Raw genomic sequence first — 26,539 nt, forward strand, 5'->3', positions numbered from 1 at the left:
CGGTTCTCCTTAGCGTTGTGAGGTGGCGGCGAGGCGGGCGGCCAGCACGGCGCCCATCTCGGCGACCGGACCGGGTCCCAGCAGTTCGTGGTGCTCGGCGTCGACGGGGTGGTCGTGGACGCGGCCGTCGACCAGCGGCCCCCAGGTGGCGGCGGCGGTCGGCGCCCCGGCGGCGCGTCCCCTGCGGGCGGTGAAGAACACCAGGTCGCCGCGGAAGCGTCCGGGCCGGTACGCCTCGGCCTGCCGCACCCCGTTCTCGTAGTTGCGGTAGACGTTCACCAGGTCGTCCTCGCCGAGCGTGGCGAGGGCGTCGCCGCGTTCGGCCAGCAGCGCCATGATCTGCTTGATGTCGGGGTGGCCGTCGGGGGCGACCATGCGCGCGTCCACACCGATGGCCTCCAGCAGTTCCGGGAGGACCTCGCGGCGTTCGGAGTCCAGGTCCTGGCCGTGGTAGGCGTCCATCAGCGCGAGCAGCGCGACCCGCTCCCCCGCCGCCTGCAGACGGCAGGCCATCTCGTAGGCGACCAGCCCGCCCAGCGACCAGCCGCACAGGTGGTACGGCCCGGACGGCTGCACGGCGCGGATCTGTTCGAGGTAGTCCGCGGCCATCTCCTCCACCGACCCGGGCAGCTCCGCCTGGGTGAACGCGCGCGCCTGCAGGCCGTAGACGGGCTGGTCGGGGCCGAGGTGGCGGGAGAACTGCAGGTAGCCCCAGGCCAGGCCGCCGGCTGGATGGACGAAGAACACCGGTGGCCGCGTCCCGGTGGTGCGGATCGGCAGCAGCACCTCGAACCCGAGCCGGCCGGTGTCGTCGGCGAGGTGGCGGGTGAGCGCCTCGACGGTCTGGTGGGTGAACACGTCCCGGGGCGTCAGCTCGACCCCGGCCTCCCGGGCGCGGGTGACGAGCTTGAGCGCGGTGATGCTGTCGCCGCCGAGGTCGAAGAAGCTGACGTCGGCGCCGACCCGCTCCAGGCCGAGCACCTGGGCGAACACCTCGCACAGCCGTTCCTCGTCGGGGGTGGCGGGGGCGCGTCCCCCGGCGGCGGCGACGTCGTAGCCGGGTGCGGGCAGCGCGTCGCGGTCGAGCTTGCCGTTGGGGTTGGTGGGCAGGGTGTCCAGCAGGACGAACGCCGACGGGACCATGTACTCGGGCACCCGCGCGGCCGTGTGCCGCCGCAGCTCGGCCGCGTCGGCGTCGCCGCCCTTGGGCACGACGTAGGCGACGAGGCGTTTCACGCCGTGGGCGTCCTGCCGGGCGACGACGGCGACGTTGGCGACGGCGGGGTGGGCGGCGAGGGCCGTTTCGATCTCGCCGGGTTCGATGCGGAACCCGCGCACCTTGACCTGGAAGTCGACCCGGTCGAGGTATTCGAGGGTGCCGTCCTCGCGCCACCGCACCAGGTCGCCGGTGCGGTACATGCGGTCGCCGGGGGCTCCGAACGGGTCTGCGACGAAGCGTTCGGCGGTGAGGGCGGGCCGGTGGAGGTAGCCGCGGCCGACCCCGGCGCCGGCGATGTACGCCTCGCCCGGGACGCCCGGCGGCACCGGGCGGAGGCCGGCGTCCAGCACGTACACGCGCGTGTCGTCCATGGGCCGGCCCAGCACCGTCGAGGTCTCGTCCGGGTCGGCGAGCGTGTCGCGCATACCGGCGACCGTGGTGTAGGTGGTGGCCTCGGTGGGCCCGTACACGTGGCCGACCTCGGTGTCCGGGCACGCCGCGAGGACTTTGCGCATCGCCGCCAGGGACCCCGCCTCGCCTCCCGTCAGCACTTGGCGCAGGCACGCGAAGGCGTGCGGCCGTTCCTCGGCGACCAGGTTGAACAGGGTGGTGGTGAGGAACAGCGCGGTGACGTCCTCGGCGGCGACGAGCCGTTCCAGCGTGTCGCCGTCGAGGCGTCCGGGCGGGGCGACGACGCTGGTGCCGCCGTTCAGCAGCGGCGTGAACATCTCGTAGATGGACGCGTCGAAGGCGTGCGGGGAGTGCACGAGCACGCGTTCGTGCGCGGGGCCGCGCAGCCAGGCGTCGGCGGCCAGGTCCACGACGTCGCGGTGCCGCAGCATGACGCCCTTGGGGACGCCCGTGGACCCGGAGGTGAACAGCACGCACGCCAGCTGTTCGGGGTGGGCGGGCACACCGGGGTCGGTGCCGGGTTGCGCGGCCAGCTCCGGGTCGTCGTCCACGACGAGGACGCGGGCGCGGACGTCCAGGTCGGCCACGCGGTCCTTCATGGGGGTGTTGACGAGCAGGACGGGCGCGTCGACCTCCTCGACCGCCCAGGCCATGCGGTCACGCGGATACCCGTGATGGATCGGCGCGTACACGCCGCCCGCCTTCAGCACCGCCAGGCTCGCCACGATCACGTCGGCGGACCGTTCGAGCAGCACCGCCACCCGCGTCTCCCGGCGCACGCCCAGCCCGGCCAGGCGGTGGGCGAGCCGGTTGGCGCGGGCGTCCAGCTCGGCGTAAGTGAGCGACTCCCCCGCCGCCGAACGCACGGCGACGGCGTCCGGGTGTTCGGCCGTGCGACGCGCGAACCGCCCGGTGACGGTCTGCCGGGGGCGTCCGGTTGCCGTGCCCTGCCAGTCGCGCAGGACGAGGGCACGTTCGGCATCGCCGAGAACGTCGACGCGCGCCAGGGGCGTGCCGGGCCGGTGGGCGATCGCCTCAAGGACGCGCAGGAGCCGCTCCATGACGCGGGTGGCGTCGTGGGCGGTGTAGAGGTCGGTGCGGTAGTCGAGCCTCAGGGACAGGCGCCGTCCCGGTACGGCGGCGAGGGTGAACGGGTAATGGCTGGCGTCGTAGCCGTCCACGCCGTGCAGGGAGAGCCCGCCCAGGTCAGTGCCCGCCGTGTCCGGGTCGAACGGGTAGTTCTCCAGCACCGTCATGGTGTCGAACAGGGACCCGATGCCGGTGAGGCGCTGGATGTCGGTCAGCCCCAGGTGGTGGTGGGCCATCAGGTCGGCCTGCTCACGCTGCAGGCGGGTGAGGGCCTCGGCCACGGTGTCGCCCGGGCGGACCCGTACGCGGATGGGCAGCGTGTTGATGAACAGCCCGATCATCTGCTCCACCCCCGGTAGTTCGGGGGGACGACCGGACACCGCCGCGCCGAACACCACATCCGTACGGCCCGTCAGGCGCGCCAGCAACACGCCCCACGCGAGGTGCAGCACGGTGCTGAGGGTGACGCCGTGCGCGCGGGCGCGCGCGGACAACGCGACGGTGAGGTCTTCGGACAGCAGGCGCCGCACCCTGTCGGGGGGTGCGGCCCCGGGGTCGTCGCCCGCGTGCGGGGCGACGAGCGTGGGTTCGTCCAGTCCGTCGAGCGAGCGCCGCCACGCGTCCTCGGCCGCGCCACGGTCCTGTTGGGCGAGCCAGGCCAGGTAGTTCTTGTACGGGGTGACGCGGGGCATGCCCGTGTCGTCGCCCTTGGCCAGGTACAGCGCGAACAACTCGGTCTGCAGCACCGGGGTGGACCAGCCGTCCAGCAGGATGTGGTGGTTGGTGAACACCATCCTGTGGCGGTCGGCGGCGAGCTTGATCAGCAGGAACCGCAGGAGCGGCGGCCTGGCCAGGTCGAACGGCCGGGCGCGATCGGCCTCGGCGAGCACCCGGGCCTCGTCCTCGCGCCGCTCCCGCGGCAGGTCGGACACGTCGGCCTCCGCCCAGGGCAGCCGCACCCGCCGGTGCACGATCTGCACGCCGCTGCCGTCCTTGCGCTGCCGGAACCCGGCCCGCAGGTTGGCGTGCCGCCACAGCAACGCCTCGGCGGCCGACCGCAACGCGCCGGTGTCCAGCGGCCCGACCATGTCGAACACGATCTGCGCCGTGTAGACGTCCCCTCGGCCGGAGTCGTACCGCGCGTGGAAGAACAGCCCCTGCTGCAACGGCGACAGCGGCCAGATGTCTTCGAGCTGCGACTTCACTCCGGATCCCATGCCTCGTCCTCCGCGTCCAGCTCGGCGGCCAGCTCGTCGATCTCCTCCTGGCTCACCGACACCAGCGGCAGGTCGGACGGGGTGAACCCGCCGACCGGGCCGTGCGCCGCGCCGTCGACCACGTGCGCGACCAGCCCGCGCAGCGCCGCCTGCCAGCGGTCGGCGAGGTCGGCGATCTCGTCCTCGCCGAACAGGCCGCCCGCCCACGTCCAGGTGGCGCTCAGCTCGGGCCCTCCGGGCAGGTCGCGGGTCTGCGCGTTCACCTCGATCGCGTGGACCAGGCCGAGGCGCGAGTGCTGGCCGGCGCCGAGCGCGTCGGTCTCCTCGCGGGCGGCGGGCGCCCAGTCGGTCACCTCCGGCAGGGGCGAGCGGCCGAAGTAGTTGAACGCGATCTGCGGGGCGGGGTGCGCGGCGAGCCGTCCGGCGGTGGACGGGTTGAGGTGGCGCAGCAGGCCGTAGCCGATGCCGTTGTCGGGGATCTCGCGGAGCTGCTCCTTCACCTTCTTCAACGCGGTGCCGAGGGCCGGGCCGCCCGCGCGGATCTCGCCCGGCTCGACCGTCCCCGGGTCCAGGCGGACCGGATGGATGGAGGTGAACCAGCCGACCGTCCGGGTGAGGTCCACCCCGGGAATGATCTCCTCGCGGCCGTGTCCCTCCAGGTCGACCAGGACGGCGGTGTCGTCGGCGCGGCCGCGGTCGCGCCGCCATCCGGCGACGGCGAGGGCGAGCGCGGTGAGCAGGACGTCGTTGACACGGCCGTGGAACGCGGCGGGCACGTCGGTCAGCAGCGGCGCCGTGACGTCGGCGGGCAGGTCCACGGTGAGGTGCCGGGCCGTGCCGAACGCGTCGGCGGCCGGGTCGAGGGGGCGGTCCCCGAGCGCCGGGTCGGGTGTGGCGAGGATGTCGGTCCACAGCGGCAGTTCGGCGGTGCGGGCGGGTTCGGCCGCCTCGGCGACCAGGCGTTGCGCCCAGCGGCGGTAGGACGTGCCGACCGGGTCGAACTCACCGCCGCCGGTCAGGGCGGTCACCAGGTCGAGCAGCAGGATCGGCCAGGACACCGCGTCCACGGCCAGGTGGTGGACGGTCACCAGCAGCCGTCCGGACCGTGCGGGCCCAGCGTCGAACCACACCAGCCGGGTCATGATCCCGGCTTCGGGGTCGAGACCGGCGCGGGCCGTGGCGGCCTCCTCGGCGAGGACGGCATGCAGGTCGCGGACGTCGGACACGTCCACGCGGCGGACGAGTGCGGCGGCGTCCACCGTGCCGGGCTCCGCGACCTCGAACTCCCAGTGCGGTTCGGCGCGGTCGACGCGCAGCCGCAGCATGTCGTGGTGGTCCAGGACCCTTTGGAGGGCGCCGACCAGGGCGTCCACGGCGAGGCCCGGAGGCACTTGGAGCAGCGTCCGCTGGCTGTAGTCGTCGGTGGGGCCGGTGAGTTCCTGGAACCAGCGCATGATGGGGGTCGCGGGCACGACCCCCAGTCCGGTGCCCGGGGGCTCGGTCTCGGTCGCCCCTCCGTCGGCGAGGGGTTTGGCGATGGCGGCGAGTTCCTCGACGGTCTGGTGCTGGAACACCTCCCGAGGCGAGAGCACCAACCCGGCCTGGCGCGCCCGGGACACCAACTGGATCGCGATGATCGAATCACCGCCCAGATCGAAGAACCCGTCATCGACACCGACGCGTTCCAGGCCGAGGACCTCGGCGAACAACCCGGCGAGGACTTCCTCCTCGGCCGTGCGGGGCGTCCGCGATGACACGCGCACGGAGAAGTCGGGGTCAGGGAGGGCGGTGCGGTCGAGCTTGCCGTTGACGGTCAGCGGCAGGGCGTCGAGCTTCACCACGGCCGCCGGGACCATGTACTCCGGTACCTGGGACCCGGTGAAGCGCCTCAGGTCCGAGGGGTCGATGTCGCCGGAGGCGACGACGTAGGCGATCAGACGATCGTCACGGACGACCACCGCGACATCCGCGACCGCCTCATGCCGCGCCAGCACCGCCTCGACCTCGCCCAGCTCGATCCGGAACCCGCGCAACTGCACCTGCTGATCGGACCGCCCGAGGTACTCCAGGCGTCCGTCACCGCGCCACCGAGCCAGGTCTCCGGTGCGGTACATGCGCGTGCCGGGCGGGCCGTAGGGGTCGGCGACGAACCGTTCGGCGGTCAGCGCCGGTCGGTGCAGATACCCGCGTGCCAATCCGGCCCCGGCGACGTACAACTCCCCCACCACACCCGGGGGCACGGGCCGAAGCTTCTCGTCCAGGACATAGATCCGCAGGTCAGGGATCCCGGTACCGATCAGGCTCCCCGGAGCGGTCACCGCATGGACGCGATCCAGCGGCTGGTGGGTGACGTGGACGGTCGTCTCGGTGATCCCGTACATGTTCACCAGTAGTGGAGCGTCATCCGCGTGCCGCGAGTACCAGTCCTCCAGCCGTCCCGGCTCCAGCGCCTCACCGCCGAACACCACATACCGCAACGCCAGATCAGTACCGGGCGCCTCTCGATCGGCGGCCATCAGCTGGTAGAACGCCGACGGAGTCTGGCTCAACACCGTGACCTTCTCCGCCGCCAGCAGCCTGAGGAAGTCCTCGGGAGACCGCGACGTCAGGTACGGCACGACGACCAAACGGCCCCCGTAGGCGAGAGCCCCCCACAACTCCCACACCGTGAAGTCGAAGGCATAGGAGTGGAACAACGTCCACACATCATCCGGACCGAAATCGAACCAACACTCCGTCGACCGCAGCAGACGCACCACATTGCGATGCGGGACGACCACGCCCTTGGGACGACCCGTCGAACCGGACGTGTAGATGACATACGCCGGGTGATCCGGGGAGATGTCCCTCGCCAGGTTGGACTCGTCGTAGCCGGGGGCGTCCACGTCCTCGGGGCGCAGGGTCACGACCGGATCGGCGTCCGCGAGCATGGAGGCGATGCGGTCGGCCGGGTAGTCGGGGTCGATCGGCACATATGCCGCCCCCGCCTTGAGCACCCCCATGATCGCAACGACCAGATCAGCGGAACGCGGCAACCGCAACGCCACGAACTGCTCCGGCCCGACCCCACGCTCGACCAGACGACGCGCCAGACGGTTGGCACGAGCATTCAAATCCGCGTACGTCAGCGACGCGCCCTCACAAGTCACCGCCACCGCACCCGGACGAGCGGCGACCTGCGCCTCGAACAACTCGACGATCGTCGAGCGTTCTGTCCGTCCGGTGGTGGTGCCGCCGGCCCATTCGCCCAGCAGTGCGTCACGTTCGCCGGGGGTGAGGATGTCGGCGGCGCTGATGGGGGCGTCCGGCGTGGCGACGACTTGGCGGAGCAGGCGTTCGAAGCGGGCGACGAGCACTTCGGCGGTGGACCGGTCGAACAGATCGACGGCGTACTCCAGCCCGCCTTCGAGATGGCCGTCGCGTTCTTCCAGGTAGAGGGACAGATCGTATTTGGCCACGCCGGACGGGAGCGGCTCGGCGGCGGCGGTGAGACCGTCCAGGTCGAGACGGGCCTCCGGGTTGTTCTGGAACGACAGGACGACCTGGAACAGGGGGTGCCGTGCCATCGACCGGGACGGGTTGAGCACCTCCACCAGACGTTCGAACGGCACGTCCTGGTGGGCGAACGCCGCCAGGTCCGTCTCCCGGACCCGCGCCACCAGGTCACGGAACGACGGGTCACCCGAAGTGTCGGTCCGCAGGACGAGCATGTTGACGAACATGCCGACCAGATCGTCCAGGGCGTCATCCGTCCGACCGGCGATGGGCGACCCGATCGGGATGTCGGTCCCGGCGCCCAGCCGCGTCAGCAACGCGGCGTACGCGGCCTGCATCACCATGAAGAGGCTGGCGCCGCTCTGACGGGCCAGGGCCACCAGCCCGGCGTGCAGATCGGCGTCGAGCCGGAAGGGGATCGTCCCGCCCCGGTAGGACGCCTCGACCGGACGCGGCCGATCACCCGGCAGCACCAGCTCCTCCGGCGACCCCGCCAACGCCTCACGCCAGAAAGCGATCTGCCGCGAGATCAAACTCCCCGGATCATCCTCCGAACCGAACAACTCCCGCTGCCACAACGCATAATCCGCATACTGCACCGGCAACGCAGACCACCCCGGCGCACGCCCCTCCACCCGCGCCGCATACGCGATGATCACATCACGCGCCAGCGGAGCCAGCGACCAGCCGTCACCGGCGATGTGGTGCAGCACCAGCAGCAGGACGTGCGTGTCGTCGTCCAGGGCGAACAACCGGACGCGCAGCGGCGGCTCGACCGACAGGTCGAAGCCCTGTCCGGCGGCGTCGGCGAGGGCGGCCGGCAGGTGCGCCTCGTCGGTCTCGACGACGGGGAGGCGGGGCCGCGCGGTCGCCGGGTCGAGAATGTGCTGGCGCGGCGTGCCCGAGGCGTCCGGGAAGATCGTGCGCAGCGGCTCGTGCCGGGCCACCACGTCACCGAGGGCGGCGCGCAGCGCGTCGTGGTCGACGCGGCCGGTGAGCCGCAGCGCGACCGGGATGTTGAACGTCGCCGAGCGGGCGCCTTCGAAGCGGTTGAGGAACCACAGGCGCCGCTGCGCGTGCGACAGCGGGATCACGTCCGGGCGGTCCCGCCGGACGAGGGGGGGCCGGACCCATCCCTGCGCCTCGTCCAGGCGCCCGGCCAGCGCGGCCGCCGTCGGCGCCTCGAACAGCGCGCGCAGCGGCAGTTCGACGCCGAGCGCGGACCGGACCCGGCCGGCCAGGCGGACGGCGGTCAGCGAGTCACCGCCCAGCAGGAAGAAGTCGTCGTCCGCCCCGACCCGTTCCAGCCCGAGGACCTCCGCGTACAGGCCGCAGAGGATCTCCTCGCGCGGGGTGCGGGGGGCGCGGCCGGCCTCGGCCCGCGCTTCGGGCGCGGGCAGGGCGGCACGGTCCAGCTTGCCGTTCGGGGTCTGCGGCAGTTCGTCCAGCGCCACCACCGCGGCGGGAACGGCGTGGTCCGGCAGCGAGCGGCCCGCGAAACGGCGCAGTTCCGCCTCGTCGATGGCGGCGCCGGGGGCGGGGACGACGTAGCCGACGAGGCGCCCGTCGCGGACCGCCGCCACGGCCCGCGCCACCGTCTCGTGCGCCGACAGCACGGCCTCGATCTCGCCGAGTTCGATCCGGATCCCCCGGATCTTCACCTGGTGGTCGACCCGGCCCAGGTAGTCCAGCGTGCCGTCGTCACGCCACCGCACGAGGTCGCCCGTGCGGTACATCCGCTCCCCCGGCGGGCCGTAGGGGCAGGCGACGAAGCGTTCGGCGGTCAGCGTGGGCCGTCCCAGGTACCCCCGGGCCAGGATCGGGCCCGCGACGTAGAGTTCTCCGGGGATTCCGGGCGGCACCGGCCGGAGCGCGCCGTCCAGGACGTAGGCGCGGGTGTTGCGGATCGGCGCGCCGATCGACGGGACCGCCCCGTCCGGCAGCGGCCCGCTCATCGTGGCGCACACGGTCGTCTCGGTGGGGCCGTAGCCGTTGATCATCCGGCGGTCCGGCGCCCAGCGGCCGACCAGGTCGGGCGGGCACGCCTCACCGGCGACCAGCACGGTCCGCAGCCCGCCGAGGTCCTCGGACGGCACGGTGGCCAGGGCCGAGGGCGTGATGACCGCGTGGGTGACCGCCCGCTCGCGGATCAGGTCGCGCAGGCGTTCACCGCCGTACACGTCCGCCGGGGCGACCACCATGGCGGCGCCGGAGCCGATCGCGGCCAGCCGTTCGAACACCGAGGCGTCGAAGCCGGGCGACGCGAGCTGCAGGACGCGGGCGTCGGGCCCGACCGCCATGCCGTCGATCTGCGCGCGGGCCAGGCTCGCGATGCCCGCGTGGGTGACGACCACGCCCTTGGGGCGGCCGGTCGACCCGGAGGTGTAGATCACGTAGCCCGGGTGGTCGGGCCGCGGCGGCGCCGTGCGCTCGCGCGGTCCGCCCGGGTCCTGGGCGTCGATCAGCGCGGCGGTGGCGGGGTCGTCCAGCAGCAGCCGGTCGGCCTCGGGCAGCCGGTCCGCGTACCGCGACGTGCTGATCGTCAGGATCGGGCGCGCGTCACCGAGCATGTGGGCGATGCGTTCCGGCGGGTACTCGGGGTCCACGGGCAGGAAGGCGGCCCCGGCCTTGCCCGCGGCGAGGGTCGCCGTGATCAGGTCGACCGAGCGTGGCAGCGCCACCGCCACGATCTCTTCGGGACCGGCGCCACGGGCGGTCAGCACGCGGGCGAGCCGGTTCGCCGCCGCGTCGAGCTCGCCGTAGGTGAGGACGGTGTCCCCGTCGAGGACGGCGGGGGCGTCGGGCCGCCGGGCCGCCTGCGCCTCGAACAGGTCGGTGATCGTGGCGTCCGGGACGGCGCCCGCGGTGTCGTTCCACGCGGTGAGGATCCGGTGGCGCTCGTCCCCGGTGAGCAGGTCGGCCCGCCCGACGGGCCCGCCGGGGTCGGCGGCGAACGTCTCGATGAGCCGCCGCAGGCGGCCGAGCAGCCGGTCGGCGTCCTGGCGTTCGTACAGGTCGGGCCGGTAGTACAGGCGCAGGGTGAGCCGTGGGCCGGGGACGGCGGCGAGCGAGAGCGGGTAGTGCGTGGCGTCGTGGGAGTCGACACCGGTCACCCGCACGCCGTTGATCGCCGCGCCGGTGGCGGACGGGTCGAACGGGAAGTTCTCCAGCACCGTGACGGTGTCGAAGACCCCCGCCTGCCCGGCCGCGCGCTGGATGTCGGTGAGGCCGAGGTGATGGTGGGCCAGCAGGTCGACCTGCTCGTCCTGGATCCGTTCGAGGACCGCCGCGAACGAGTCCCCCGGCCGGGCCCGCACCCGCACCGGCACGGTGTTGACGAACAGCCCGATCATGGACTCGACGTCCGGCAGCTCGGCGGGACGCCCCGAGACGGCCGCGCCGAACACCACGTCGTCGCGGCCGGTGAGGTGGGCGACGAGCAGGCCCCAGGCGCCCTGCAGCGCCGTGCCGAGCGTGACGCCGTGCCTGCGCGACAGCCGGGTGAGCTTCCTGGTCAGCGCCTCGTCCAGTTCGATCTCGGCGCGCCGCGGCATCGTCGCGGGACGTCCGGCCGCCTCGAGCGCCACCAGGGTCGGCCCGTCGACGCCGGCCAGGGCGGCCCGCCAGGCGTCCGCGGCGGCGGCCCGGTCCCGCCCGGCGAGCCAGGCCAGATAGCTCTTGTAGGGGGCGGGGCGCGGCAGGCCGGTGTCCTGCCCGCCCGCCGCGTACAACGCGAACAGCTCGGTGGCCAGCAGCGGCGTCGACCAGCCGTCCAGCAGGATGTGGTGGTTGGTGAGGATGAGTTTGTGCCGCAGCGGCCCGAGCCTGAGCAGCACGAACCGGAGCAGCGGAGGGTCGGCCAGGTCGAACGGGCGGGCCCGTTCGCGTTCGGCGACCGCGGCGGCCTCGGCGTCGGGGTCGGCGGTACCGGCGAGGTCGAGTTCCTCCCAGGGCGTCTCGACGTGGCGCGGGATCACCTGGACCGGGCGGCTCAGGTCCTCGTGCCAGAACGCGGCGCGCAGGTTGGGGTGACGGCGCAGGAGCGTCCCCGCGGCCGCGCGCAACACGGCCGCGTCCAGCGGACCCTCCAGGTCCAGGACGAGCTGGGCGGTGTAGACGTCCACGCCGCCGGTGCCCGGTGCGGCCTCGGCGTCGTGGAGCGCGTGGAAGAAGAACCCCTGCTGCAGCGGTGCCAGAGGCAGGATGTCCTCGAGATCGGACCGGGTCACTGCTGCTTCCTCCACGCGTCCTGGAGCTTGTCGATCTCCCCCTGGTCGAGGTCCACCAGCAGGTCGGACGGAGTGAACCCGCCGGCCGGCCCGGCGGTGACGTGGGCGGCCAGGCCGCGCAGCGCGGCGAACCACGCCTCGGCCAGCTCGCGCACGTCGTCCTCGCCGAGCAGGCCGTCCGGCCAGGTCCAGGTGGCGCTCAGCTCGGGCCCTCCGGGCAGGTCACGGGTGATCGCGTTGATCTCCAGGACGTGCGCCATCGGCATGCGCGGGTCCTCGCCCGGGGGCGTCTCCTCCGGTGCCAGGCTCCAGTCGGCGCCGCCGTCGCCCGGGGCGACGCGGCCCAGGTAGTTGAACGCGAGCTGCGCGGGCGGCAGGGCGGCCAGCTCCTCGGCGGCCGCCGGGTCGAGGTGGCGCAGCAGGCCGTAGCCGATGCCGTTGTCGGGGATCTCTCGGAGCTGCTCCTTCACCTTCTTCAACGCGGTGCCGAGGGCCGGGCCGCCCGCCCGGATCTCGCCCGGCTCGACCGTCCCCGGGTCCAGGCGGACCGGGTGGATCGAGGTGAACCAGCCGACCGTCCGGGTGACGTCCACCCCGGGGATGACGTCCTCGCGGCCGTGCCCTTCGAGGTCGACCAGGACGCTCGTGCCGCGTCCGCCGCGCCGCCGCCGGTGCTGGACGGCGGCCAGGGCCAGCCCGGTGAGCAGCACGTCGTTGACGCGGCCGTGGAACGCGGCGGGCACGTCGGTCAGCAGCGGCGCCGTGACGTCGGCGGGCAGGCCGAGCGTCAGGGACCGGGCCCGTGCCGCGATGTCCACGCGCGGGTCGAGAGCACGGTCGGCGATGCGCTGGTCGGGGCCGTCCACGATGTCGAGCCAGGTGTCCAGCTCGCCGGCGCGGGCCGGGTCGGACGCGGCGGCGGTGAGGCGCTGCGCCCAGCGCCGGAACGACGTCCCGACGGGTTCCAGCGCGCCGCCGGCCCACGCGGTGACCAGGTCCGGCAGCAGGACGCGCCACGACACCCCGTCGACGACGAGGTGGTGCAGCATGACCAGGAGCCTGCCCTGCGCCGTGCCCGCGTCGAACCACACCAGCCGCGCGACCGCCCCGGCCCGCGGGTCGAGCCGGTCGCGGGCCGCGAGGGCCTGCTCGGTGATGACGGCGGCGAGCTTGTCGGCGTCCAGCCCGGCCACGTCCACCCGGGTCACGTGGTCGTCGGCGCGCACGTCCCCGACCGGCCGGACGACGGGCCGCCATTCCCCGGCACCGGCCCCGTCGCCGTCGTCGTCCACGTCCAGGCGGAGCCGGAGCATGTCGTGGTGGTCGAGGACCGCCTGCCACGCGGCCGTCAGCCTGTCGAGCCCCAGGTCGGCGGGGGTGCGCAGCAGCATGGACTGATGGAACCCGCCGATCAGGGAGGCGTCGCCGCCCACCCGGTCACGCAGCCACGCCATGATCGGCGTGACCGGCAGCGGCCCGATGCCCGTCCCGGGCGGTTCCGCTTCGACGGCGTCGGCGTCGGCGAGAGGTTTGGCGATGGCGGCGAGTTCCTCGACGGTCTGGTGCTGGAACACCTCCCGAGGCGAGAGCACCAACCCGGCCTGGCGGGCCCGCGACACCAACTGGATCGCGATGATCGAATCGCCGCCCAGATCAAAGAACCCGTCATCCACCCCGACGCGTTCCAGGCCGAGCACCTCGGCGAACAACCCGGCGAGGACTTCCTCCTCGGCCGTGCGAGGCGTCCGCGACGACACGCGCACGGAGAAGTCGGGGTCAGGGAGGGCGGTGCGGTCGAGCTTGCCGTTGACCGTCAGCGGCAGCGCGTCGAGCTTCACCACGGCCGCCGGGACCATGTACCCCGGCAGTTGTGTCCCGACGAACCCGCGCAGCTCCGAGGGGTCGATGTCGCCGGAGGCGACGACGTAGGCGATCAGACGGTCGTCGCGGACGATCACGGCGACGTCGGCGACCGCCTCATGCCGCGCCAGCACCGCCTCGACCTCGCCCAACTCGATCCGGAACCCGCGCAACTGCACCTGCTGATCGGAACGGCCGAGGTACTCCAGGCGTCCGTCACCGCGCCACCGAGCCAGGTCTCCGGTGCGGTACATGCGCGTGCCGGGCGGGCCGTAGGGGTCGGCGACGAACCGTTCGGCGGTCAGCGCCGGACGGTACAGATACCCGCGCGCCAACCCCGCCCCGGCCACGTACAACTCCCCCACCACACCCGGCGGGACCAGACGCAACTTCTCGTCCAGGACATAGACCCGCAGGTCAGGGATCCCAGTACCGATCAGGCTCCCCGCAGCCGTCGCCGCATACGCCCGGTCGAGAGCCTGGTAGGTGACGTGCACGGTCGTCTCGGTGATCCCGTACATGTTCACCAGCACCGGGGCATCGTCCGCGTGCCGCGAGTACCAGTCCTCCAGCCGTCCCGGCTCCAGCGCCTCACCGCCGAACACCACATACCGCAACGCCAGGTCGACGCCCGGATTCTCCCGATCGGCGGCCATCAGCTGGTAGAACGCCGACGGAGTCTGGCTCAACACCGTCACACGCTCAGCCGCCAGCAGCTTCAAGAAGTCATCCGGCGAGCGCGACGTCAGGTACGGCACGACAACAAGACGACCCCCGTAGGCGAGAGCCCCCCACAACTCCCACACCGTGAAGTCGAAGGCATAGGAGTGGAACAACGTCCACACATCATCCGGACCGAAATCGAACCAACACTCCGTCGACCGCAGCAGACGCACCACATTGCGATGCGGGACGACCACGCCCTTAGGGCGGCCCGTCGAACCGGACGTGTAGATGACATACGCCGGATGGTCCGGTGACAACGGGACGTTGGGGTTCGTGTCCTCGTAGCCGGGGGCGTCCACGTCATCCGGTCCGAGGGTGAGCACTGGGCGGGCGTCGCCGAGCATGTAGGCGATGCGGTCGGCCGGGTAGTCCGGGTCGATCGGCACATATGCCGCCCCCGCCTTCAACACCCCCAGGATCGCGACGACCAAATCAGCGGAACGCGGCAACCGCAACGCCACGAACTGCTCCGGACCAACCCCCTGCGCCACCAGACGACGCGCCAGACGGTTGGCACGAGCATTCAAATCCGCGTACGTCAGCGACGCGCCCTCACAAGTCACCGCCACCGCACCCGGACGAGCGGCGACCTGCGCCTCGAACAACTCGACGATCGTCGGCTCGTCCACCGGCGCGGCGACGGTCCCGCCGGCCCACTCTTCGAGCAGGACGCGCCGTTCGGCCGGGTCCACGACGTCGATCGCGCTGATCGGGGTGTCGGGGTCGGCGAGCAGGGCGGTGAGGAAGCGTTCGAAGCGGGCGGCGAGGCGTTCGACGGTCGGCGGGTCGTAGAGGTCGAGGGCGTATTCGAGCTCACCGTCGAGCCCGCCGGGCCGGCCGGAGGCGTCCAGCCGTTCGGTGAGGATCATCAGCAGGTCGAAGCGGGACACCCCGGCGTGCAGCGGTTCGGGTTCCGCGCTGAAGCCGGGGGCTTCGAGCCGGGCCTCGGGGTTGTTCTGGAACGTCAGGCCGACCTGGAACAGCGGGTGGCGGCCCAGGTGGCGCGGCGGGTTGAGCACCTCCACCAGGCGTTCGAACGGCACGTCCTGGTGGGCGTAGGCGGCCAGATCGGTCTCCCGCACCCGCGCCACCAGGTCACGGAACGACGGGTCACCCGAAGTGTCGGTGCGGAAGACCAGCATGTTGACGAACATGCCGACCAGGTCGTCCAGGGCATCGTCGGTCCGCCCGGCGACGGGCGACCCGATCGGGATGTCGGTCCCGGCGCCCAGCCGCGTCAGCAACGCGGCGAAGGCGGCTTGGGCGACCATGAAGGGGCTGGCGCCGGTCTCCCGGGCGACCCGCAGCAGTGCCTCGTGCAGGCCGGCGGAGAGCCGGAAGGGGATCGTGCCGCCCCGGTAGGACGCCTCGACCGGACGCGGCCGATCACCCGGCAGCACCAGCTCCTCCGGCGACCCCGCCAACGCCTCACGCCAGAAAGCGATCTGCCGCGAGATCAAACTCCCCGGATCATCCTCCGAACCGAACAACTCCCGCTGCCACAACGCATAATCCGCATACTGCACCGGCAACGCAGACCACCCCGGCGCACGCCCCTCCACCCGCGCCGCATACGCGATGATCACATCACGCGCCAGCGGAGCCAGCGACCAGCCGTCACCGGCGATGTGGTGCAGCACCAGCAGCGCAACGTGCTCGTCCGGCGCGAGGCGGAACAGGTGGGCGCGCAGCGGCGGCTCGGCGGAGATGTCGAAGGGGTGTCCGGCGGCGGCGGCCAGGTGGACCGGCAGTTCGGCGTCGGTGGTGTCGGTGACGCGCAGTTCGGGCCGGGCGGCGGCCGGGTCGAGGACGAGCTGGCGCGGTACGCCGCCGCTGTCGGGCAGGATCGTGCGCAGCGACTCGTGCCGGGTCACCACGTCGCCGAGGGCGGCGCGCAGCGCGTCGTGGTCGAGGGCGCCGCGGATGCGCAGCGCCAGGGGGATGTTGTAGGTGGCGGACGGGCCTTCGAAGCGGTTGAGGAACCACAGGCGCCGCTGCGCGTACGACAGCGGGATCACGTCCGGCCGGTCCCGTCGTTCCAGCGGCGGACGTCCCGTCTCGCGGGCGGTGCCGAGCAGGGCGCACAGCCCGGTGACGGTGGGCGCCTCGAACAGGGCGCGCACGGGCAGTTCGACGCCGAGGGCGCGGCGGACGCGGCTGACGACCCGCATCGCGATCAGCGAGTTGCCGCCCAGCTCGAAGAAGTCGTCGTCGACGCCGACGCGGGCGACGCCGAGCAGGTCGGCGACGATGGCGGCGACGGTCTCCTCGCGGGCGTCGCGCGGCGCGCGGTAGGGCGCCGTGGCGGGCACCGCCGACGGCTCGGGGTGCGGCAGGGCCTTGGTGTCGACCTTGCCATTGGGCGTGAGGGGCAGCTCGTCCAGCACGACGACGGCGGACGGCACCATCGCCTCGGGCAGGTGCTCGCGCACGTGGGCGCGCAGTTCCTCGATGTCGACCGTCTGGCCCGGGGCGGGGACGACGTACGCGACGAGCCTCTTCACCGGGGCCGCGGCGGCGGGGCGGCGGACGTCGTCGGCGCCGGGCAGCCGCAGGGCGCCGATCGTGACCTCGGGGTCGGCGGCGACGGCCTCCAGGACGTCGACGTACCAGGCGGCGAGGCGTTCGGCGGTGGCGCGGTCGAACAGGTCGAGGGCGTACTCGACGGTCCCGGTCAGGCCGCCGCGGCCGTCCCGGGCCCGCTCCAGCAGGAACTCCAGGTCGAACTTGGCGACCGCGGCGTCCACCGGTTCCACGGCCACCCGCAGGCCCGGCAGGTCCGTCGACGCCTCGGGGTTGTTCTGCAACGTGAGCATGACCTGGAACAGCGGGTGCCGGGCCAGGGAGCGGCGCGGGTTCAGCACCTCCACGAGGCGTTCGAACGGCACGTCCTGGTGGGCGAACGCCGCCAGGTCCGTCTCGCGCACCCGCGCCAGCAGTTCGGCGAAGGCGGGGTCGCCGGAGGTGTCGGTGCGCAGGACGAGGGTGTTGACGAACACGCCGACGAGGTCGTCCAGGCCGTGGTCGGTGCGGCCCGCGACCGGCGAGCCGATCGGGATGTCGGTGCCCGCGCCGAGCCGGGTGAGCATCCCGGCCAGCACGGCCTGCAGCACCATGAAGACGCTGACGTGGTGGCGGCGGGCCAGGGCGGTGAGCGCCTCGTACAGCCGTTCCGGCACGTCGAAGGTCACCTGGCCGCCCCGGTAGGAGGCGCGGTCGGGGCGGGGCCGGTCGGCGGGCAGGTCGATCTCGTCGGGCAGGCCCGCCAGCGCCTTCCGCCAGAACGCGATCTGCCGTGCGGCCGGGCTGCCGGGGTCGTCCTCGGAGCCGAGCAGGTCGCGCTGCCACAGCGCGTAGTCGGCGTACTGGACGGGCAAGGGCTCCCAGCCGGGGGCGTGCCCGTCGCGGCGGGCCAGGTAGGCGGTGATGACGTCGCGGGCGAGCGGCGCCATGGACCAGCCGTCCCCGGCGATGTGGTGCAGCACGATCAGCAGCACGTGCTCGTGCTCGCCGAGCCGGTACAGGTGGGCGCGGACCGGCAGGTCGCGGGACAGGTCGAAGCCGCGCGTGGCGTCCGTGAACAACGCGCCGCGCAGGTCGCCGCCGGGCGCGATGTCGGTGATCTCCAGCGGCGGGTCGGCGTCGTCGAGGACGCGCTGATGGGCGCGGCCGTCGTGGTCGCCGAAGACGGTGCGCAGCGACTCGTGCCGGGCCACGACGTCGCGCAGCGCGGCGCGCATGGCCGCGTAGTCCAGCGCGCCGGTCAGCCGCAGCGGGATCGGCATGTTGTAGGTGGCGGTCGGTCCCTCCAGGCGGTTGAGGAACCACAGGCGTTCCTGCGCGTGGGAGACGGGCAGCGGGTCGGGGCGGTGTTCGGCGGGCACGGGCCGCAGCGGGGGGCGTTCGGCCCGCGCGCCGGACGCGGCGCGTTCGGCGAGCCCGGCGACGGTGGGGGTCTCGAACAGGGCCCGGACGGGCAGCTCCACGCCGAGGGCGGCGCGGGCGCGGGCGACGACGCGGGTGGCCTTCAGCGAGTCGCCGCCCAGGTCGAAGAACCCGTCGTCCACGCCGACCCGTTCCAGGCCGAGCACGTCGGCGACGATGCCGGACAGGATCTCCTCGCGGGCGTCGCGCGGGGCGCGTCCCCCGGCGGAGGCGGCGGCGAGGTCGGGGGCGGGCAGGGCGGCCCGGTCGAGCTTGCCGTTGGGGGTGAGCGGCATCGCGTCCAGCACGACGATCGCCGACGGGACCATGTAGTCGGGCAGCGTCCTCGCGACGAACGCCCGCAGCGCCGCCGTGTCCGGGGTGGCGCCCGGCGCGGGGACGACGTAGGCGGCCAGGACGGTGTCCCCGGCGGCGTCGGTGCGGGCGACGACGACGCTCTGCGCCACGTCGGGGTGGCCGGTGAGGGCGGTCTCGATCTCGCCGGGCTCGATGCGGAACCCGCGCACCTTCACCTGGTGGTCGGCCCGGCCCAGGTATTCGATGTCGCCGGAGCGGGTCCAGCGCACCAGGTCGCCGGTGCGGTACATGCGGGCGCCGGGCGGGCCGAACGGGCAGGCCACGAACCGTTCGGCGGTGAGCGACGGGCGGCCCAGGTAGCCGCGGGCCAGGCCGTCTCCGGCGACGTACAGCTCGCCGGGCACGCCGACCGGCACCGGCCGCAGCGCCGCGTCCAGCACGTAGGCGCGGGTGTTGGCCATGGGGCGGCCGATCGGGGCGACGCCGCCGTCGTCGCCGTCGTCGAACCAGCCGGTGACGAACACGGTCGCCTCGGTGGGCCCGTAGATGTTGGACAGGCGCGCGCCGGGCACGCGCTCGCGGGCGTCCCGCAGCAGCTGCGGTGGCAGCGCCTCGCCGCCGAACGCCAGGTCGTCGACGCGCAGCCGCAGGCCGTCGCGGGCCAGCAGCACCGCCAAAGCGGACGGGACGCCGCTGACCAGCGTGCCCTCCCAGCCGCCGCGTTCGGCGACCTCCAGCAGGTCCCGCACCACCTCGACGTGGCCGCCCACGGTGAGCGGGACGAGCCATTCGAACACCGACACGTCGAAGTTCAGCGACGTGGAGAACAGCACGCGGCGCAGCCGGCCGGCGCCGTAGAACGCCGCGCCGCCCGCGCAGAAGTCGGCCAGGCCGGCGTGCGGGACGACGACGCCCTTGGGGCGGCCGGTGGACCCGGACGTGTAGATCACGTACGCGGCGTGGCCCGGCCGCAGCGGACGCACCCGGTCGGCGTCGGTGACGTCGCCGGCGGGGTGCTCCGGCAGCGGCAGCGCGTCCAGCTCGACGCGCGGCGCGCCGTCCGGCAGCGCGATGCCGCGGGTCGTCAGGACGCAGGCGGGGGCGGCATCGTCCAGCATGAACGCGATGCGGTCCGCCGGGTAGGCGGGGTCGATCGGCAGGTAGGCGGCCCCTGTCTTGAGCACCGCCAGCGCCGCGACCACCAGATCGGCGTCACGCGGCAACGCGAGCCCGACCCGGTCTTCGGGGCCGACGCCCCGCGCGATCAAGTGGCGGGCCAGCCGGTTGGCCCGTGCGTTCAGCTCCGCGTACGTCAGCGTCGTCCCGCCATGGGTGACGGCGGGCGCGTCGGGTGTGCGGGCGGCCTGCGCCTCCACCAGCTCGGGTGCCAGGGCGTCCGGGACGGGCAGCGCGGTGTCGTTCCACTCGCCGAACAGGCGGTGGCGTTCGGTCTCCTCCAGCAGATCGACCGCGCCGAGCCGCCGGCCGGGGTCGGCGGCGACGGCGGCGAGCAGCCGTTCCAGGCGGGCGGCCATCGACCGGGCGGTGCCGGCGTCGAACAGGTCGACGGCGTATTCGAGGCGGCAGTCGATCCCGGCGGGGTCGCCGGCGGCGTCGCGGCGCTCGTCCACCAGCAGCGCCAGGTCGAAGCGGGACACGCCCGTGTCGACCGGCTCCAGCGCGACCGTCAGCCCCGGCAGCTCCACCCGCGCCGACGGGTCGGTCTGCATCGAGATCATGACCTGGAACAGCGGGTGCCGGGCCAGGGAGCGGCGCGGGTTCAGCACCTCCACGAGGCGTTCGAACGGCACGTCCTGGTGGGCGAACGCCGCCAGGTCCGTGTCACGCACCCGCGCCAGCAGCTCGGTGAACGCGGGGTCGCCGGAGGTGTCGGTGCGCAGGACGAGGGTGTTGACGAACACGCCGACCAGCCCGTCCAGCGCCCGGTCGGCGCGGCCCGCGACCGGCGAGCCGATCGGGATGTCGGTGCCCGCGCCGAGCCGGGTGAACAGCCCGGCCAGCGCCGCCTGCAGCACCATGAACAGGCTGGCGCGGTGCTCGCGGGCCAGGTCTGCGAGCGCGGCGTGCAGGCCGGCCGGCAGCGTGAACGGCATTTGCGCGCCCCGGTGGGACGCCCGCGCGGGGCGGGGCCGGTCGGTGGGCAGTTCGAGCTGGTCGGGCAGCCCGGCCAGGGCCTGTTTCCAGTAGGCGAGCTGCCGTGCGGCCAGGCTGCCCGGGTCGTCCTCGGAGCCAAGCAGGGCGCGCTGCCACAGCGCGTAGTCGGCGTACTGGACGGGCAGCGGCTCCCACACCGGCGCCCGGCCCTCGGCGCGCGCCGCGTACGCGGTGATCAGGTCGGTGGCCAGCGGCTCCATCGACCAGCCGTCCCCGGCGACGTGGTGCAGCACGATCAGCAGCAGGTGCTCGTCGCCGTCGTCGCGGCGGCCGAGGCGGAACACGTGCGCGCGGACGGGCAGGTCGCGGGTCAGGTCGAAGCCGCGGGTGGCGGCGGCCAGGATCTCCCGGCGGCGTTCGGCGTCGGTGGCGGCGGCCAGGTCGGCGACCGTCAGCACCGGGTCCACCTCGTCGGGGTAGCGCAGGATCCGCTGGTGCGGCTCGCCGCCGATCTCGGTGAACACGGTGCGCAGGGCCTCGTGGCGGGCCAGCATGTCGTCCATCGCGGCGCGCACCGCGTCCAGGTCGAGCCTGCCGGTCAGCCGCAGCGGGATCGGGATGTTGTAGACGGCCGAGCCGCCGTCCAGGTCGTTGATGAACCACAGCCGCCGCTGCGCGTACGACACGGGGAGGGGGTCGGGTCTCCTCCCGGCCGTCAGCGCGGGGCGCCGCCCGCCGGACGCGTCGAGGCGCGCGGCCAGGGCGGCGACGGTGGGCGCCTCGAACACCGCGCGGACGGCCAGGTCGCAGCCGAGCGCGGCGCGGGCGCGGGCGGCCACGCGGGTGGCCTTGAGGGAATCGCCGCCCAGGTCGAAGAAGTCGTCGTCGATGCCGACCCGTTCCACGCCGAGCACGTCGGCGAAGATGCCGCACAGGGTCTGCTCGCGGGCGTCACGGGGGGCGCGGCTCTCGGGGGACGCGGCGAAGCCGGGGGCGGGCAGGGCGGCCCGGTCGAGCTTGCCGTTCGGGTTGAGCGGCAGCTCGTCCAGCACGACGACCGCCGCCGGGACCATGTAGTCGGGCAGCGTCCTCGCGACGAACGCCCGCAGCGCCGCCGGATCGGCGGTCCGTCCCGGGGCCGGGACAACGTAGGCGACCAGGGTCGTGTCCCCGGCGGCGTCGGTGCACGCGATGACGACGCTCTGCGCCACGTCGGGGTGGCCGGTGAGGGCGGTCTCGATCTCGCCGGGCTCGATGCGGAACCCGCGCACCTTCACCTGGTGGTCGGCCCGGCCCAGGTATTCGATGTCGCCGGAGCGGGTCCAGCGCACCAGGTCGCCGGTGCGGTACATGCGCTCGCCGCGCGGGCCGAACGGGCAGGCCACGAACCGCTGCGCGGTGAGCGCCAGACGGTCGAGGTAGCCGCGGGCCAGGCCGTCACCCGCCAGGTACAGCTCCCCGGGGGCGCCCACGGGGACCGGGCGAAGCGCCGCGTCCAGCACGTAGGCGCGGGTGTTGGCGAGGGGACGGCCGATCGGCGCCATGCCCTCGGCGTTGCCGTCGTCGTACCAGGCGGTGACGTAGACGGTGGCCTCGGTCGGGCCGTAGATGTTGGAGATACGCGCGTCCGGCAGCAGTTCCCGCAGCTCGCGCACCAGCCGGGGCGGCAGCGTCTCGCCCGCCAGCACCACGTCCGACGCCGACAGGTCCGGGCGGCCCGCGCCGAGCAGCGCCGACATCGCCGACGGGACGCCGCTGACCAGCGATCCGTGCCAGCCGCCGCGTTCGGCGACCTCCAGCAGGTCCCGCACCACCTCGACGTGGCCGCCGACCGTGAGCGGCGCCAGCCATTCGAACACCGACACGTCGAAGTTCAGCGACGTGGAGAACAGCACGCGGCGCAGCCGCTCGGCGCCGAAGTCGCGTGCCGCCCACGCACAGAAGTCGACGGCGTTGGCGTGGGACACCACGACGCCCTTGGGGCGTCCCGTGGAGCCGGAGGTGTAGATGACGTAGGCGGCGTTGCCGGGACGCAGCGGACGCACCCGGTCGGCGTCGGTGACGTCGGCGGCGGAGTGCACGGCGAGGTCCAGCGCGTCCAGCCGCACCCGCCGCCCGCCCTCGGGCAGCCTCGTCGTGCTCATGGTGATGACGCAGGCGGGGGCGGCGTCGTCCAGCATGAACGCGATGCGGTCCACCGGATAGGCGGGGTCGATCGGCAGATACGCGGCCCCTGTCTTGAGCACCGCCAGCGCCGCCACCACCAGATCCGCGTCACGCGGCAACGCGAGCCCGACCCGATCCTCGGGGCCGACCCCCTGCCCGATCAGATGGCGGGCCAGCCGGTTGGCCCGCGCGTTCAGCTCCGCATACGTCAGCGTCGTCCCGCCATGGGTGACGGCGGGCGCGTCGGGCGTGCGGGCGGCCTGCGCCTCCACCAGTTCCGGCACGACGGCCGGCGGCACCGGCATGGCCGTGTCGTTCCACTCCTTGAGCACCAGGGCGCGTTCGGCGGCGTCCAGGATCTCCACGTCGCCCAGCCGCGTGGCCGGATCGACATCGCCCAGCGCCCGCAGCAGCCGCAGGTACCGCTCCTGGTGGGCGGCGACCTCGTCGGGCGTGTAGAGGGCGGGGTGCGCGTCGAAGTCGACGCGCATGCCGGCGCCGTCGAAGTTGTCGTAGATGTTGATCGACAGGTCGTCGATCGGCCCGGTGGTGATGGGGTGCATCCGCGCGGGCAGGCCCGCGAAGTCCAGCCGGTAGTCGAAGGCCATGATGTTGATGACCGGCCCGTGCAGGCGGCGCCGCTCACCGAGCAGCCGCAGGTCGCGCAGCAGGTCCTCGCGCCGGTAGCGCTGGTGGCGCAGCAGCCGGGCGGCGGCCCGGGCGGTGGTGCGCACCAGCTCCTCGACGGTCATGTCCGGCCGGACGGTCACCCGCAGCGGCAGGATCGTGGCCAGCATCGCGGGCGTGTCCAGCGCCAGCCGGGACGCGCGGCCGGTGACCGCCATGCCCAGGATCACGTCGTCGGTGCCGGTCATCCGCGCGACGTACGCGGCGGTCGCGGCGATCGCCAGCGCGGGCGAGGCGGTGCGCAGCCGCCGCGCGCCGGCCGCCAGCGCGGCCGTCTCCTCCGGTGACAGCGCGGCGACGCGGCTGAGGTAGTCGGCGGTCGGCTCGGCCAGGCCGTCGCTCAGGCCGACCGCGAGGGGGCGGTCGGCGAACCGTTCCGTCCAGTAGGCGCGGTCCCGCTGGAAGCGCTCGGACTCGCGGTAGGCGGCCTCCTCCGCCAGCACCTCCCGGTACGAGCCGCGCGGGGCGGGCTCGTACTCCTCGCCGCGGGCCAGCCGCGTGTAGATCTCGGCGGCGCGGCGGCTGATGATCGAGCCGCAGTAGGCGTCCTGGATGACGTGGTGGGCGCGGATGAACCACCAGTGCAGGCCGGGCGCCAGCCGCAGCAGCGCGGTCACGTACAGCCGGTCGGCGTCCAGCGGCAGCGGCTCGGCCAGGCGGGCGCGCATCCACGCGCGGGCGGCGGCGCGCGGGTCCGCCTCCCCGCTCAGGTCCACGAGCGGAATCGCCGCCGAGGGGGCCGGGTCGAGAATCTGGCAGGGCTCCCCGTCGCGTTCGACCAGGCGCACATGCATCGCCTCGACCTCGTGCGCGGCGATCCGCGCCACGCGGTCGAGCAATTCGTGGTCGACCGGGCCCTCGATCTCGATGTACTGCGCGATGTGAATCGGCGTCCGGGGCGCCAGCTGCTGGGCGTACCAGACCGCGCGTTGCGCCGCCGAAAGGGGCACGTACTCAATGGAGGACATCAAGGCAAATGCTTTCCCGGTCGCGGGGGGATTCGATTTTCGCGAAGAGTGATCACCGAACTTCGGGCTGTTTCCCCGTCCCCTTTCCCCGAGTACCGCCCGGCGCCCCGCGCACCGAGCGCGCCGCCGCGGTCGCGGTCCGGATTCACGGACGGGTGCGCGCGACCGCCACTTCGCCGGCCCGGATGGGGGTCCGCCCTCCGACCTCGTCTACCGCCGAGTAGCGGGCCCACAGTCAACCAGCCCGCCCAGCGGACTGGCAATCCCCCAAAAAGTAGAAGTTGACCACGTGAAATGCTCACGACCGTGACAAAAAAGCGCGTCCGCCGTCCGGCGCCGCGCCCGCCGGACGCGCGGGATGTGACAAAGGACGACAACCGGTAAGGGACGATGTGATTACGTTGCGTTATGACGGCCGGTGCGCCTCGTGGACGATCACGGCGGCGGCGCCGACGGACGGATGCCGCCGCAGCACGGCCTCGATCTCGCCCAGCTCCATCCGGACGCCCGCGATCTTGACCTGCCGGTCCACCCGTCCCAGGTACTGCAGCACGGGCCGGTCCCGCCCGCCCTCCCCGGGCGGCAGCAACCTGACCGCGTCGCCGGTGCGGTAGAGGCGTCCCCCCTGGTCGAACGGGTCGCGGTAGAACGCGGCGCGGGTGCGTTCGGGGTCGCCCAGGTAGCCGCGTCCCACGCAGACGCCGCCGACGAACAGCTCGCCGGTCTCACCGATCTCGCAGGCGCTCCAGGAGCCGTCCTCCCCCTCCTCCGGCGAGGGGGCGCGCAGCACGTACAGGCGCGTGTTGAGGATCGGCGTGCCGATGGGCAGGCGCAGCAGGTCCAGGTCGCCTTCGGTCACGGTGTGGTGGGTGACGTCGTCGGAGCACTCGGTGGGGCCGTAGGCGTTGAGCAGCCGCGCGTGCGGCATCGCGGCCAGCCAGCGGCGCGCCAGCTCGGCGGGCAGCTCCTCGCCGGTGGCGATCATCCAGCGCAGCCCGGCCAGCGCGCCGGCCTGGCCGGGTGTGGCCGCCAGGTCGTCCAGCAGGTGCCGGACCATGGTCGGCACCAGCTCCACCACCGTGATGGCGCGCCGCTCCACGGCCTGCGCGAACGCGACCGGGTCGTGCCCCACCTCGTCGTCGACCACCTCCACCCGGCCGCCCACCAGCAGCGGGCACAGCATCTGCCACACCGAGATGTCGAAGCCCAGCGGGGCGGTCTGGGCGACCGCGTCGGCCCCGGTCAGCTCCAGGTCGACGATCTTGGCGTACAGGTGGTTGATCATGCCGCGGTGCTCGACGACCGCACCCTTGGGGCGGCCGGTCGACCCGGAGGTGAACAGCACGTACCGGGGCTGGTCCAGGGACTGCAGCCGGGCCGGGCCCGCCCACGGCGGGCACCCGTCCGCGTCCGCCGCCCGCACGATCCGGCACCCCGCCGCCCGCGCCCCCTCGGCCAGCGCCGAGCCCTCCGCCGAGGCGTCGTCGGCGACGAGCAGGAGGCCGGCTCCCGCCTGGTCCAGGACGTCGCGGACACGGGCGGCGGGCCAGGTCGCGTCGGCGGGCACGTACAGGGCGCCGACCAGCTCGATCGCCAGGAACGCCGCGACCACGGCGGCGCAGCGCTCGCCGCCGACGCCCACGACCGTGCCCGGCCCGGCGCCCGAGCGCTCCAGCAGCGTGGCCAGCCGGCGCGCCTCGGCGGCCAGCTCGGCGTAGGTCAGCGAGCGGTCGCGGTCGCGCACGGCGGGCCGGTCGCGTTCGGCCGCGACCCGCTCCACCCGCGCGATGACGGGATCGTCCAGGTCGACGGCGTGCTCGCGGGTCATCCCGTGCCGGGCGGCCAGCTCCCGGGCGCGGACGACCTCGGTCTCCGGAAGCGGCGGGACGGGCAGTTCGTCCAGGGTGAGCAGCCGGTCGACGGCCCGTCCGCGAGCACTCATGATCACTCTCCGTGAGATCCGACGTCGTCCCCGTCATCAGCGGAAAACCACCGCCGCGCCAGCTTATGGCGCCTTCCGGGAAGATTCCCGCTTTCCACACTACTCATCGGTAAGTAGGGGGTTGCGGGGCGACATGCCCGAAGGTACGGTGATGATCCGCCATGGGGCTCTTC

At 73.6% G+C, this 26,539-nt stretch carries 4 protein-coding genes; all 4 read right to left on the bottom strand.

The window, feature by feature from the left end; genetic code table 11:
• Window positions 1-9: 9 nt before the first annotated feature.
• The gene (locus tag ABZ801_RS18070) at window positions 10-3,936 is read right to left on the bottom strand and encodes an amino acid adenylation domain-containing protein (protein WP_360698950.1); all 3,927 of its coding nucleotides are present in this window, start codon (window positions 3,934-3,936) and stop codon (window positions 10-12) included.
• Window positions 3,921-11,660 (bottom strand): amino acid adenylation domain-containing protein, encoded by a 7,740-nt coding sequence (locus ABZ801_RS18075; RefSeq protein WP_360698952.1) that lies wholly within the window; start codon window positions 11,658-11,660, stop codon window positions 3,921-3,923. The genes ABZ801_RS18070 and ABZ801_RS18075 overlap by 16 nt, the downstream gene beginning before the upstream one ends.
• A complete protein-coding gene (locus tag ABZ801_RS18080) occupies window positions 11,657-24,424 on the bottom strand; it encodes an amino acid adenylation domain-containing protein (RefSeq protein WP_360698954.1) in 12,768 nt (4,255 codons plus the stop codon). The genes ABZ801_RS18075 and ABZ801_RS18080 overlap by 4 nt, the downstream gene beginning before the upstream one ends.
• A gap of 406 nt (window positions 24,425-24,830) precedes the next feature.
• Window positions 24,831-26,366: an amino acid adenylation domain-containing protein gene (locus ABZ801_RS18085; protein ID WP_360698956.1), complete on the bottom strand. Its 1,536-nt coding sequence runs from the start codon at window positions 26,364-26,366 to the stop codon at window positions 24,831-24,833.
• Window positions 26,367-26,539 lie beyond the last annotated feature (173 nt).

Origin of the sequence: Actinomadura sp. NPDC047616, assembly GCF_040642915.1 — a bacterium.
GTDB classification, from domain to species: Bacteria; Actinomycetota; Actinomycetes; order Streptosporangiales; family Streptosporangiaceae; genus Spirillospora; species Spirillospora miaoliensis.

Bases quoted from the DNA above. Each gene is read 5' to 3' on its own strand.
- ABZ801_RS18070 (WP_360698950.1), bottom strand. From the start codon at position 3,936: ATGGGATCCGGAGTGAAGTCGCAGCTCGAAGACATCTGGCCGCTGTCG.
- ABZ801_RS18080 (WP_360698954.1), bottom strand. From the start codon at position 24,424: ATGTCCTCCATTGAGTACGTGCCCCTTTCGGCGGCGCAACGCGCGGTC.
- ABZ801_RS18085 (WP_360698956.1), bottom strand. From the start codon at position 26,366: ATGAGTGCTCGCGGACGGGCCGTCGACCGGCTGCTCACCCTGGACGAA.